Below are 11,967 nucleotides of genomic sequence, written 5' to 3'. Positions count from 1 at the left end.
GGCGAGCGCCCTCATCAAGTCCATCCGCGGCTCGGACGTCGACGCCACTCTGCACTACCTGGCCCGCATGATCGACGCGCCGACGCTCCGCCCGAGGACGAGCCGTTGCCGCCGCCCGGCCGGGCATCAGCCCCGCGTACCGCCGACGCACCTGAGACGCCGACGCCGCGGGTCAGCCGCGTACGCGGAACCGCCAAGCGCAGGCCCACCGACAACGGCGGGGAGCCGCGATGAAGCACACGCGCCACGACGACCGCCACGACAGCAGCGACCCGACCCCCCGGCCGTGGTCGCTGCACGGTGCCGCGACACTCGGACTCGGCCCCACTGCCCCGGGTGTACCGCCCACGCCGCGCTCCATCCCGCGTCCCGCTCCACGGCACGCCTGGGGCCGGGCACAGGGACAGGTCCAGGCGGTGTCGGTGTGGACCGAGCAGGTACCGGGTCGCGGCGAGGACGCGGAGCCGCTCGTCGCCCACCACTGGCGTTCGGCGCAGGGCCTGCTCGCCGTGTTCGACGGCTCGGGCGGCGCCGGTGCCGCCCCGACGTGGCAGGCGCCCGACGGCACTTCGCGCACTGGTGCCTGGGTGGGTGCGCGCACGGCGCGACTCGCCACCGATTGCTGGTTCCACGACGTGACGCGGGAGCTGCAGGATCCCGAACCGCAGTCGCTGCACGAGTACTTGAGGTACTTCCTCGAGAACGCTCCGCAGCGGCGCAGCAAGATCGGCGGGACTATGCGACGGCAACTGCCCACCACCCTGGCGGGCCTGCACTATCGGCTCCCCGAGGGGCGAAGGGAGGTCGAACTGCGCGCCCTGTGGGCGGGCGACTCGCGGGTGTACGCCCTGCTTCCGGGCAGCGGGCTGCACGTCCTCACCCGCGACCACACTCGGGAGAGCGACGCGCTGGAGCTTCTGCGCAGCGACCCGCCGATGACCAATCTCGTGTGCGCCGACCGCGACTTCGAGATCGACAGCCACCAGATCTCGCTGCCGCTGCCGTGCGTTTTGCTCGCCGCGACGGACGGGTTCTTCGGCTACGTCCACACGCCGTCCGACTTCGAGCACCTCCTGCTGCGCACGCTGCAGCAGGCCGACAATGCCGCGCACTGGGCCGACCTGATCCGGCACGAGGTGGAGTCGTTCACCGCCGACGACTCCTCGCTCGCGCTGCTGGCGCTCAGCTTCCGGGACTTCGACTACCTGCGCACCGAATTCTCGGACCGGTTCCTGAAGTTGCACGACCAGCAGGTCTCCAGGCCGGCCGTACTGACGGCGGCGCAGACCACCGTGGCGGACCCCTACCAGACCGCGGCCGAGGTCCGGGCGTGGCAGGACTGGTCGTGGCACAAGTACCGGGGCTCCTACGAATCGTGCCTGCCGCCCCTTCCCGAGGAGCCCGCGTGAAGCAGGGAGATGTGATCGCGGGGTACCGCATCACCACCGCACCCACCAACGCCAACGGCGGGAAATGCATCTGGGCGTTTGCCGAGAAGTCCGGAACCGCCTACTTCATCAAGCAGTTCCTCGAACCCAAGCGCCCCAAGGACGACGCCGCCGACTCGCCCAGCTTGCGCATCAGGCGGCAGGTGGCCCAGGAGTTCGAGGAGCGGCACCGCGGCATCATGAAGCGGCTGCGGCCCGACGCCCCGGGCGGCGGAAACATCGTGCTCGCCACGGACTTCTTCCACGAGGGAAGCACGTACTTCAAGGTGACGGAGCGCATCGACACGGCGAGCCTGGCGAGGCCCCAGGACCTGGAGCCGCGCCAGAAGGCGATCCTGCTCAAGACACTCGGCACCAGCCTGAAGCAGCTGCACGACATCGAGGTGGTGCACGGAGACCTCAAGCCGCTCAACGTCCTGGTGCAGAAGCGGGACCGGGCTGCCTTCCACACCGCAAAGTTGATCGACTTCGACGACTCCTACCTCGCGGGGAAGCCGCCCGCACCCGAGGACATCTCCGGCGACTCCCTGTACGGAGCCCCGGAATGGCGCCGCTACCTCCGTCGGGACAGCGGCTTCGGCCCCGACCGGCTGACGTGCGCCGTGGACGTCTTCGCCCTCGGCCTCATGACACACCTGTACGTGACGGGCGACCTCCCGGGTTACGACGACAAGTTCGGTTCGCCGGCCGACGCCGTCAACGCGGGTGAACTGCTGCGCCTCGACCCGCGCCTGCCGGACACGCTCCAGGGACTGCTTCGGCGCATGACCCTCGCAGACCCCAAGCACCGTCCGCGGACTGCGGCTTACCTCAAGGCGCTGTCCAATCCGGAGGCGTGCACTCTCCGCCCCCGCCCGGTACGCGGTCCCGGTCCGGCGAAGTCGCCGGGCGAGGAGGGTTCCACATCGGGACCACGGACGAGTCGCGTGCGCGCCAATCTGGGACCGCGTACGGGCGGCCAAGCACCCGTGCCGACCGATGCAACGCCCGTTCCCCCGAAGAGCAGCGGGCCTGCAACGCCGGTCGGCCCGGTGCCCTCGGACAACCCGGCGACTTCAGCCGCGCCAGCGGCTACTGCCGGTCCAAGAGCTCCGGAGCGCCCGGCCGCTTCCGACACCCCGCCCGCTTCCCGGACCTCCCGCGTCCGCATCAACTTCGGTGATCGAAACCGCGACCGAGGGCGCGGAACACCCTGACCTCCCCCTGATCTCTCTCAGGAGTCATCCATGAGTTCTCCGAACAACCAGTACCAGGGCAACCTTCAGTACGCCGTCGACATCGTGCTCTGCATCGACGCGACCGCGAGCATGTACCCCGTACTCGAAAGCGTGAAGTCGAGCGCGTTGCAGTTCCACGATCGCCTCAACGACGTGATGGCGAAAAAGGGCAAGGCGATCAGCCAACTGCGCCTGAAGACCATTGCGTTCCGGGACTTCGGAGACGACCCGGACACGGCGATCGAGCAGACCGAGTTCCTGCACCTTCCGGACCAGAGCAAGGAGTTCGAGACGTTCGTGCGTGCGATCGACGCGGACGGCGGCGGCGACATCCCGGAGTCGGGCCTGGAAGCCCTCGCTCTCGCGATCAACGCGCCCTGGGAGAAGGGCCTCGACCGCAGGCGGCACGTCATCGTCATGTTCACCGACGCCCCGGCCCACCCGCTCGGCACCGTGGGCGCGTCCGCTCGGAGCTACCCGGCGGACATCCCGCGCGACATCGACGACCTCTTCGAGCAGTGGGGTTACTCCCGCAGCCAGAGCGCGGTCATGGAGCAGTCGGCCAAGCGCCTCGTGCTCTTCGCGCCGGACGAAGCCCCCTGGGGCAACCCGATCGCCGAAGACTGGGACCTGACCCTGCACTTCGAGTCCAAGGCAGGCGAGGGCCTCGAAGAGTTCGAGATGGACGAGATCATCGAAACGATCGCGAACAGCCTGTGACCCTGCACCTGCAGTGGCCCGGATTCCAACTCGACTACTGCGAGGGAACGCTGCAGTTGCGCTGGCCCGCCGCCGTGATCATGGACGCCAAGGCCGAGCGGTGCGCGGCCGCCTCGCTGCGCTCACGGTCGGAGGACGGATCCGGGCAACTGACCCTCCGGTTCAAGAGCGCGGCTCCGGAGACGACCGACCTGATCGCGGTGCGGGTCGACGTCCCGGTCGGCCACGTGGGGAGGGTCGAGGGACTGGTCGAGCTGCTGCGCCGCGAACACGGCGTCCCGGACCGGCCGGGTGACGAGGAGACATCGGACCTGGTCCGCATCCCCGCGGAGGAGGCGGACTGGCTCGTCGCGCCCACGGGCCCCGCGTCGGAGCAGCTCTTCGACGAGGTGATGGACAGGGTCGCCAACAGCTGAGCCGGGACGTACGCACAACGGCGCGCACGACGACGAAAGGCGCACAGGGGTGGCGGCAACAGGCAACTGGCGCTGCGCGGATTGCGACACCTTCAACGCACCCGTGCAGAGGGCCTGCGTCATTTGCGACAGCACTCGGAGGGCGACGTCCGCCCCTGCCACGGCCCCGGCCCCGGCCCGCAAGAGCGCTCCGCGGCCGGCGGCCAAGCGGCCGTCCCCGGCCAAGCCAATCGCGGACTGGCGCTGCACCAAGTGCGATACGAACAACAGCAAGACGGACACATCCTGCGTCGTCTGCGATACGCATTGGAAGGCCGCCTCCAAACCGGCGCCCAAACCGGCGTCCAAGACGGCGAAGAAGGCGGCGAAGAAGGCGCCGACCACCTCGGCCGGGCCCGGCTCGGACCGCCCGGCACGACCGGCGTCCGCGAAGCCGACGCCGACGCCGACGAAGGCCGTTCCGCGGCCTCGCCCGACGAGCCCGCGGGGGACGACCGGTACGGCACGGCGACCGGCAAGCCCTTCCGGTGAGGGCCTCTTCCACCCGCCCCCGAGCGAGACAACCGGCTACGTCCCGATCGTCGCGGGCCCACCGCCACCGACCACCACGTCGCACCGGGTGCCGACCTCGGCCACCGCACCGCCTCGGACAGTGCCGACGACGACGGGTCCCCCTCGTCCCTGGGAACGGCCGCCGGCCTCGGTTCCCACGCACGAATCCTCCGGCTGCCTGAAGAAGGTGGCCATCGTCGTGTTCGTCCTCGGCCTCCTGTACGCAATCGGCAAAGGCTGCGACGACGATCCGACGTCCGACAACTCGTACGCGACCGGCGGCGCCACGAGGACGGCCACGTCCGGCAGCACCGCCCCGAGCGCGACGTCGAGCGGGGGCGCGCCCTGCCCGGCACGCATCGCCGGCCGACTGCCGTCGGGCAGCGGCGCGCAGCTCGTCAAGGCGTTCCGCACGGCGAACAAGCAGATCACTCTGTGCCTCACCCGCGAGGGCAAGCTGTTCTACTTCGGCGAGTTCAGCGATCAACGCGAGCCGGGTATTGCCATGCCGGCCCAGGCGACGGGTGGCGGCTACGAGGCGAGCAATCCCCCGTACCGCTATGTCATCCACGGCAATGTCGTCACGGTCTACAACGCGGGGACCCAGGTCGGCGAGGAGACCCTGACGCCGCTGCCCTCCCCGAGCTGACCACTCCGCGGCGTCACATGCGGCGGGAGACACCTCTCCGCCGGGGGTGACGCCGGGAGGCGCCTCACAGCCGTTGCGGTCCGACGCCGTCCCCGGCGAGCGTGTCGCCGGGGTTCAGCAGCGCGCATGCCTTCATGGAGAGACAACCGCAGCCGATGCACCCGGTCAGCTCGGCCTCCAGCCGCTCGATTGTCTGCCGACGCTCCTCCAACCGCCGCTTCCAGCCGCGCGAGGCGCGCTGCCACTCCTGGTGACTGGGCGGACGGTCGAGCGGTACGTCGGCGAACGCCTCCAGGAGATCCTGCAACGGGATGCCGATCCGCTTCGCCACCGAGATCAACGCGACCCGGCGGAGCATGTGGCGCGGGAAGCGGCGCTGGTTGCGGTCGTCGCGTTCGGACGCGATCAGGCCGAACTCCTCGTAGAACCGCAGCGCGGAGACGGCCGCCCCAGTACGGGCGCTCACCTCGCCGATGGTCAGCCAGTCGTCCGGCCTGGCCCGGACCTCACCGGAACGGTAGCTCGCCATGCCGCCCCTCTCTCCCTGTTGACCTCAAGGTTACTTGAGGTCCTACGGTCGGCTGCGTCGGACAGACGAGCAGAACCAGCCTGGAGAGGACGGCAGTTCGATGACGTTTGTGATCGCCTTGCCCTGCGTGGACGTCAAGGACAAGGAATGCCTCGAAGCTTGCCCAGTCGAGTGCATCTACGAGGGAGACCGCATGCTCTACGTCCACCCGGACGAGTGCATCGACTGCGGTGCCTGCGAACCGGCGTGCCCTGTCGAAGCGATCTTCTTCGAGGACGACACCCCGGACGAGTGGCGGCACTTCAACGCCGTCAACGCCGAGTTCTTCGCCGACCTCGGCTCCCCCGGCAGCAGCGCCAAGCTCGGCCCGGTCGGACGGGACCATCCGACCGTGGCGGCGCTGCCGCCCCAGGGCGCCGAAGACTCACCTCTCGCGGCACCGCCCATGATCTGACGGCCCCAGGGCTGCCCGCGAGTAATCCACAGCGTCTGCCCGGGGATGTCGCGGGCCGGAGGCCACCGCTCCGCGGGATCCACGCGGGATTTACCTCGTGATCACACCGCAGCGTGTAGCATCCCGCCCCAACACTCCCATGGATCTTCGGAAGGCACGTTCCCCATGAAGGAAGTACGGTCGGATCCCGCGGATCTCAAAGGCCAATACGCAGCCCAGGTGGCCGCGGACCTGGCGAACAACGCCCGGGAACAAGAGCGCGTGAGCGCCGAACTGGCCGTGCTCGAAAAGCAGTTGCAGGCTCTCCAGGCTGACCGGGCGCTCCTGGAGAGCATCCGGCAGGCTGTCACCACGGGCACGCTTCCCGACGCGGCCGCTCCTCCGCGGACAGCCGACGGCGCGTCGCCGCCGGAGCCCGGTCAAGGCGCCGCCGTACCGGCGCCGCGGGAGAAATCCCCTGCCGCCGACCGCGCTCGGGTCGCGGAGTCCAAGGCGTCCCCCGCTCGCCCCGCCCGGAAGAAGTCCGCGAAGAACGACGGACCCACACTGGGCGAGCTCATCCTCAGTCACCTCGTCGCCCAGCCCGAGCCGCGGTCCGCCGCCGAAATCAGCGCCGCCCTCGGCGAATCGCACCCGCAGCGCGCCCCCAAGGCCACAGTCGTGCGTACGACTGTCGAAGGCCTCGTCGCCAAGAGCCTGGTCGAACGCTCGAAGCAAGGCTCCTCGGTGTTCTACTCCGCCCTCGCCTCGCCGCCCCAGAGCCGCGGCGACAACGCCGAGACTGCTCCCGCACCCGAGGCACCTGCAACCTGATGCGCTGACGGCGACCCCGGCGTCGTATCGTCGACGGTCGGCGGGCTATCCGAACAGCGTCGCCAAGGCGCCCGGTGTCAGGGCGTGTTCCTGGGCGAGCGCGACGGCTCCGACGATCGCGGCGCGCTCGCCGAGCGGGCCGGTCTCGATCCGGAGCGTACGGGTGGCAAGGGGCAGGACGCGGCGGTAGACCACCGCCTTGATCTCGGCCACGACGTCGTCGCCGACGGCGGAGAACGCACCGCCGATCAGGATCCGACCGGGATTGTGGAAACTCACCACAGCGGCCAAAACCTCGCCAATCCGACCCGCCGCCACACGCAGCGCCCATGGGAGCGGCCGACTTTGCAGGCCTTCTCGGCATCCTGATCTCCGCGACCCACCGCCGCGGGTGTTGCAGTCAGCAGCCACAGAGCCGAACTCGCCGCAGATGACAGCGTGGCGCATCCCGCGAACCCCGGACACCCGGTCGACGGCTGTCGATTGTTTCACTAGCGCCGTTGGATCTCCTCGTAGTTGGCCGATGGAATCGACCGTCCCCGGACTTCGCTCTGGTGCCCGGAACCGCCCCGCGTCTTGCCCCGGGTGGTGCGGGACAGCGGTTACGTGGGGGCGTGAGGTTGGAGGTGGGCGGCGGGGCGACGCGTTCTGGTGTGGGGTTCGGGGGGCGTACGGTTCGGCGGTCCGCGCCGAGCCCCGGAGGCGGATCCCACAGTGACCGGCGGGTCGGCGTCTGCCAAAACCTACCGATCACTCGGTATTCTCGCCGCACGTCTCCACGCGCGTACCTCACCACGCGTTCCCGCCACCGCAGACCCGGTGCCGCTCGAAAGGACCTCGATGGCTTCCATCGCGCACAGCCAGGACGCCCAGCCCTCGGAACCGCTCGGCCCGGCGCCCGTCGTCCGCACCCCGGCCGGGGAGGTCCGCGGAGTCATGCTCGGCGACGCGAATGCCGCCTACCTGGGCATCCCATACGCCGAAGCGCCGGTCGGCGACCTGCGGTTCGCCGCCCCGGTCAAGCGCGCGCCCTGGGAAGGCGTACAGGACGCCGACCGCTACGGCGGCACGCCGCTGCGCGACTACATGATGGGGGTGACGCTGATTCCCGAACCGTCGTTTCCCGGCGAAGACACCCTCCTGGTGAACGTGTTCACGCCGAAGCCCGGAGACCTCTCGGCGAAACTGCCGGTGTTCGTCTGGATCCACGGCGGCGGCTTCATGAGCGGGTCGCCGTCGTCGCCCTGGTACGACGGCGGAGCGTTCCCGCGCGACGGCGTTGTGGTCGTGTCGGTGTCCTACCGGCTGGGCGTCGACGGGTTCGGCAGCCTGGAGGGCGCGCCGGACAACCGGGCGGTGCGCGACTGGCTGTTGGCCCTGGAATGGGTGCGGGACAGCATCGCCGCATTCGGCGGGGACCCGGACCAGGTCACCATCGGCGGCCAGAGCGCCGGCGGCAGCGCGGTGCTCACCCTGCTCGCCATGCCGCGGGCTCATCACCTGTTCCGCGCGGTGATCGCGGAGTCCCCCGGCGCGTTCGGCAGTAGCCGCGAGGCCGCGGTCGCGCGGTCCGCCGTGCTCGCCAAGCGCCTGGGAATCAGCCCCACCCGCAAGGACTTCGCCGCCCTGGACGAGGAAGTCGTCTTCAAGGAGCAGAAGAAGATGGGCGACGAGGAGATGGGCCCGCAGATGATCAAGGGCCTGACCGCCGAGGGTGGCGGCCTGTCGGCATGGGCACCGTTCGTCGACGGCGACCTCGTCCCGTACTCCTTCAAACAGGCCTTCGAGCAGGGCACCGGGGCCGACAAACCGTTGCTGATCGGCGCGACCGCCGGGGAGTTCGAGATCGCGGCGACGATGATGCCCGCCGTACTCGACTGGGTGCCGCGTCCGGTGGCGTTGCGCCTGGCCGGGTTCTCCGGTGCGAGGCGCCGCACGTACGGCACGGCGACGCCCGGGAAGCCCCGCCTGCTGTTCGGCCGCGTCATGACGGACCACGTGTTCCGGTTCTTCGTGACGCGCACGCTCGCCGCGCGGGCCGCGAAGCGGGACGCCGAAACCTTCGCGTACGACTTCCGCTTCCGGAACCCCGACAACGGGATCGCCGGGCACTGCATCGAACTCCCCTTCGTCTGGGACTGCTTGGACAGCGAGAACGTCGCGGCCAGCACCGGGCCGAACCCGCCGCAGGACCTCGCGGACGCCGCACACAGCGCATGGGTCGCGTTCATCCGCGACGGTGCCCCGGGGTGGCCGGCGTACGACGCCAAGGAGCGCCAAGGCATGGTGTTCGACCGCCAGTCACGCACCACAGCGGTCTACACCCGCGAGTCGGACCTCGTCGCCGCACTGTCCGCGTAGCCCAGTCGCCGCCCCGGCCGCCGGCATGGGCCACCACCCCCAGCGGCGCGCCGCACCGCCCACCGGCGTGCCGCACCACTCCGCGGCCGACGGCAACTCCCCGGCATCATGGTCCGTTCCGTCGGCCGGGGCGCCAACAGCATGCTGCTGCTCACCGAGGCCGAGTCGACCGGAGACGCCGACGGCTTCCTGGCGCCCGCGTCTCGTGACTTGTTGCTGGTCACCGCCCCTTCTCTTGGTCTTGCCGCGACGCGCCGGGGGTTGCCCTTGTTGCGTTCTGTGACCATGTCACTGGTTGGTGACAGCGGTGTCGTGGAACGCCGACGTGGGTTCCCCCGGCGGATGCGACCCCGACATGGTGATCACGCAAGCACCGAGAAGCCCGGCTCCATCGAGGCTTCAACTACGCGATACCAAGGGGTTTTTCATGTCCGCCAACCGTCGCCAGACCGTCCTTGCCTCCGCAGCCCTCGTCGCCGGCGCCCTGCTGATGACCGCCTGCCAGGACTCGGACTCCGGTGCCGCGCAGGGCGCTTCGTCCAATCCTCCGGGAGCGCAGGCGCCCGCGCCGCCCAACACGGCGAACTCGGGCGGCGGGCAGGGCGGCAACGGCCAGGGCGGCCAGAGCGGTCAGAGCGGTCAGGGCGCGAACTCGGGCGGAGGCCAGAGCAGCGGGAAGGACTCCGGAGGGCAGGGCACCGGCAGCGGCGGTGGCAGCGGCTCCAACTCCGGCACAAGCGCCGGCTCCGGCTCCGGCACCGGGGCGGCGTCGAACGGTGGTAACAACGGCGACGGCAAGAACGCCAAGTGCCGGACCGACCAACTGAAGACCTCCGCCGTCGACAGCACCATCGACGGCGACCGGAGCCCCAGCGTCGCGGTCACGTTCAAGAACACCGGCTCGGACTGTTCGATGGCCGGCTACGCGGGCGTCGACCTGAAGACCAACGCGGGCGACATATCCGCGGAGCGCACCGGTCAGGAGCCTGTCTCGATCATTCTCAAGAGCGGCGAGTCGGTGTCCTTCGGCATCAACTACCCGGTCGAGACGATGGAGGGCAGCGGCTCCGGCCTGCGCATCACCGGCCTGGTCGTGACCCCGCCGGACGAGACGAAGTCCGTGACCCTCACCTGGCCGGGCGCCGCCTCGCTCCCCGTCAAGAGCGGTCCCGCCCTGACGGTCGGCCCGATCGGCAGCGCCGGTCAGGGCGGCTGACGTACAGGAGCGTGCCAGGACAAGCCACGGAAAAACCGAGGCACGCGGTACCGACCACCTCATAGCGCCGGCCGCAAAGCCGAGCCTGTGAACGCCGAAGGCGCCGCCGGGTGCCCGACCTGCAAAGGTCGGGCACCCGGCGCCTTCGCGTCCGCGGCGAAGGGCGGCGAGGGCGTCGTGGGCTCAGCCGTGGCAGGCGCGGTAGACGAACGCGGGCGGCAGATTCCGCCATACCGTTCTGGTGCGTTCGACCGTGCCGAACGATGCGGAGAGTTCGGCGGCGAAGCGTCGTGCCGTGGGCATCCAGGCGGCGTGGCCGTACGCGAAGGTCGTCATCCGTCCGGCCGGCGTCAGGGCCCGGGGGCTTGAGTTCGATCGCGACGAGCCGCGCGCCGGGCGGCATACGAGCCAACGCCGCGTCGGTGACGACGCCGGTGCCGGGGCCCAGTTCGACGACGAGGGCGGCCTCCTGCGGTGGATCGCGCCGGCCATGTAGACGCCGTACCAACTGCCCAGCACGAGCAGGACCGTGTACGCCGCGTACCCGAAGCGCCGGGTCCGGCCCGCGCCCCGGCGTGCCCGCAACCACGTGCTCGTGCGGCGCGTGGTGTCCTGCGCGGAGGACGACACCGTACCCGCGGCGTCGACGTCGGGCGCGGCGCGGCTCAACGCTGCCATTGCGCCGACGTACGCTCGGGCGGCCCGTCGGAGACCACGCGGCCGTCCTCCAGGACCAGGACACGGTCCGCCACCGAGTGCGCGAGGGCCGGGTGATGGGTGGCGAAGAGCACCGCAGTCCCGCGCTCACCCTCGGCACGCAATCGGGCCGCGAGGCGGTCGCGCGCGGTTGCGTCAAGTCGTTGCTCCGGCTCGTCGAGCACCAGCAGATCGCGCGGACGCACCCATGCCGCCGCCAGCAGCATGGCCTGTGTCTGCCCGGAGGACAGCGAACCGGGCAGCGCGTCGGCGTGCGCGGCAAGCCGATGCTCGTCCAGGCACCGTTCGATCACGCTGTCGGGATCCGGGACGGCGTGCGCAACCGCGACCAACTCCAGGTGCTGGCGGACCGTCAGGTCCGGGTAGCAGCTGAGGGCCTCCGCCACCACGGCGACCCGGGAGCGCACCCGGGGGTCGTCCTCGTCCATGGGCAGACCGTCGAATCGGATCGAGCCGGTCGTCGGCCGGTCGCGCCCGCAGGCCAGGCGCAGCAGCGTCGACTTGCCGGAACCGTTCGATCCCGTCAAGGCCACTCGTTCGCCCGGGGCCACGTGGAGATCCAGGCGCTGCAACGCCTCCCGCTCCCCGAATCGACGGCTTACACCAGCAAGCGTCAACAACGCCGCCTCACCACTCCCCGCGCGCACCTACTGCCGCCGAACACGTACCGCGACCCGACGACGCGCCAAGCCCCGCCACGACGTGATCAGCCACGTCCCGCCACTCTAAGCCGCCGCCTCCAGTGCCCTGATCTGCCGCCGTCGGCCGATGCCGCCGTCGGTGGCGTTGCCAGTGTAACGTTCCGGAAATCGGTTTATTAAATTGACGAAGTCAAGTACTGGTACGATGGCATCGTGAACTCCACCGACAATGTC

General features: G+C 70.3%; 14 protein-coding genes. 10 read left to right on the top strand and 4 right to left on the bottom strand.

The features are described 5' to 3' along the window. Nucleotides 1-230: 230 nt before the first annotated feature. From AB0C36_RS41010 to AB0C36_RS40985, 6 genes are all read left to right on the top strand, one after another. Nucleotides 231-1,409 (top strand): PP2C family protein-serine/threonine phosphatase, encoded by a 1,179-nt coding sequence (locus AB0C36_RS41010; protein WP_358364360.1) that lies wholly within the window; start codon nt 231-233, stop codon nt 1,407-1,409. Then, on the top strand, nt 1,406-2,644 hold the full coding sequence (locus AB0C36_RS41005) for a protein kinase domain-containing protein (RefSeq protein WP_358364357.1): 1,239 nt from the start codon (nt 1,406-1,408) through the stop codon (nt 2,642-2,644). The genes AB0C36_RS41010 and AB0C36_RS41005 overlap by 4 nt, the downstream gene beginning before the upstream one ends. A gap of 30 nt (nt 2,645-2,674) precedes the next feature. Beyond that, complete coding sequence (locus AB0C36_RS41000; RefSeq protein ID WP_358364355.1) at nt 2,675-3,385, top strand: vWA domain-containing protein; 711 nt, start codon at nt 2,675-2,677, stop codon at nt 3,383-3,385. Continuing rightward, nucleotides 3,382-3,801 (top strand): hypothetical protein, encoded by a 420-nt coding sequence (locus AB0C36_RS40995; RefSeq protein ID WP_358364353.1) that lies wholly within the window; start codon nt 3,382-3,384, stop codon nt 3,799-3,801. The genes AB0C36_RS41000 and AB0C36_RS40995 overlap by 4 nt, the downstream gene beginning before the upstream one ends. Nucleotides 3,802-4,053: 252 nt before the next feature. Further along, the gene (locus AB0C36_RS40990; protein ID WP_358364350.1) at nt 4,054-4,332 is read left to right on the top strand and encodes a hypothetical protein; all 279 of its coding nucleotides are present in this window, start codon (nt 4,054-4,056) and stop codon (nt 4,330-4,332) included. A gap of 208 nt (nt 4,333-4,540) precedes the next feature. Further along, nucleotides 4,541-5,002 carry a hypothetical protein gene (locus AB0C36_RS40985; protein ID WP_358364348.1) on the top strand — a complete coding sequence of 154 codons (462 nt, stop codon included), beginning with the start codon at nt 4,541-4,543 and terminating at the stop codon, nt 5,000-5,002. A gap of 64 nt (nt 5,003-5,066) precedes the next feature. Here AB0C36_RS40985 and soxR read toward each other — a convergent pair whose 3' ends face one another. After that, the gene (soxR, locus tag AB0C36_RS40980) at nt 5,067-5,531 is read right to left on the bottom strand and encodes a redox-sensitive transcriptional activator SoxR (protein WP_358364345.1); all 465 of its coding nucleotides are present in this window, start codon (nt 5,529-5,531) and stop codon (nt 5,067-5,069) included. A gap of 100 nt (nt 5,532-5,631) precedes the next feature. Here soxR and fdxA point away from each other — a divergent pair, with 100 nt between their 5' ends. Next, nucleotides 5,632-5,985 carry a ferredoxin gene (gene fdxA, locus AB0C36_RS40975; RefSeq protein ID WP_358364342.1) on the top strand — a complete coding sequence of 118 codons (354 nt, stop codon included), beginning with the start codon at nt 5,632-5,634 and terminating at the stop codon, nt 5,983-5,985. Nucleotides 5,986-6,150: 165 nt separating this feature from the next. After that, the gene (locus AB0C36_RS40970; RefSeq protein ID WP_358364340.1) at nt 6,151-6,798 is read left to right on the top strand and encodes a BlaI/MecI/CopY family transcriptional regulator; all 648 of its coding nucleotides are present in this window, start codon (nt 6,151-6,153) and stop codon (nt 6,796-6,798) included. Nucleotides 6,799-6,843: 45 nt separating this feature from the next. Here AB0C36_RS40970 and AB0C36_RS40965 read toward each other — a convergent pair whose 3' ends face one another. Beyond that, the gene (locus tag AB0C36_RS40965; RefSeq protein ID WP_358364339.1) at nt 6,844-7,077 is read right to left on the bottom strand and encodes a hypothetical protein; all 234 of its coding nucleotides are present in this window, start codon (nt 7,075-7,077) and stop codon (nt 6,844-6,846) included. 561 nt (nt 7,078-7,638) lie between these two features. Between AB0C36_RS40965 and AB0C36_RS40960 the strand changes: the two genes are divergently transcribed. Continuing rightward, on the top strand, nt 7,639-9,159 hold the full coding sequence (locus AB0C36_RS40960) for a carboxylesterase/lipase family protein (RefSeq protein ID WP_358364336.1): 1,521 nt from the start codon (nt 7,639-7,641) through the stop codon (nt 9,157-9,159). 427 nt (nt 9,160-9,586) lie between these two features. After that, complete coding sequence (locus AB0C36_RS40955) at nt 9,587-10,375, top strand: DUF4232 domain-containing protein (RefSeq protein WP_358364334.1); 789 nt, start codon at nt 9,587-9,589, stop codon at nt 10,373-10,375. A 183-nt stretch (nt 10,376-10,558) separates the two neighbouring features. Here AB0C36_RS40955 and AB0C36_RS40950 read toward each other — a convergent pair whose 3' ends face one another. Next, nucleotides 10,559-11,053, bottom strand: coding sequence for a hypothetical protein (locus AB0C36_RS40950; RefSeq protein WP_358364332.1), 495 nt, complete (start codon nt 11,051-11,053; stop codon nt 10,559-10,561). Then, nucleotides 11,041-11,739 carry an ABC transporter ATP-binding protein gene (locus tag AB0C36_RS40945; protein WP_435839221.1) on the bottom strand — a complete coding sequence of 233 codons (699 nt, stop codon included), beginning with the start codon at nt 11,737-11,739 and terminating at the stop codon, nt 11,041-11,043. Before AB0C36_RS40945 ends, AB0C36_RS40950 begins: the two co-directional genes overlap by 13 nt. Between the last annotated feature and the right edge of the window lie 228 nt (nt 11,740-11,967).

Origin of the sequence: Streptodolium elevatio (genome assembly GCF_040649515.1) — a bacterium.
Taxonomy (GTDB): Bacteria; Actinomycetota; Actinomycetes; order Streptomycetales; family Streptomycetaceae; genus Yinghuangia; species Yinghuangia elevatio.
The sequence above is the reverse complement of the archived record's forward strand: the minus strand, read 5'-3'. Positions and strand labels throughout refer to the sequence as shown.

Bases quoted from the DNA above. Each gene is read 5' to 3' on its own strand.
- AB0C36_RS41010 (WP_358364360.1), top strand. From the start codon at position 231: ATGAAGCACACGCGCCACGACGACCGCCACGACAGCAGCGACCCGACC.
- AB0C36_RS40960 (WP_358364336.1), top strand. From the start codon at position 7,639: ATGGCTTCCATCGCGCACAGCCAGGACGCCCAGCCCTCGGAACCGCTC.
- AB0C36_RS40970 (WP_358364340.1), top strand. From the start codon at position 6,151: ATGAAGGAAGTACGGTCGGATCCCGCGGATCTCAAAGGCCAATACGCA.
- fdxA (WP_358364342.1), top strand. From the start codon at position 5,632: ATGACGTTTGTGATCGCCTTGCCCTGCGTGGACGTCAAGGACAAGGAA.
- AB0C36_RS40955 (WP_358364334.1), top strand. From the start codon at position 9,587: ATGTCCGCCAACCGTCGCCAGACCGTCCTTGCCTCCGCAGCCCTCGTC.
- AB0C36_RS41000 (WP_358364355.1), top strand. From the start codon at position 2,675: ATGAGTTCTCCGAACAACCAGTACCAGGGCAACCTTCAGTACGCCGTC.
- soxR (WP_358364345.1), bottom strand. From the start codon at position 5,531: ATGGCGAGCTACCGTTCCGGTGAGGTCCGGGCCAGGCCGGACGACTGG.
- AB0C36_RS40950 (WP_358364332.1), bottom strand. From the start codon at position 11,053: ATGGCAGCGTTGAGCCGCGCCGCGCCCGACGTCGACGCCGCGGGTACG.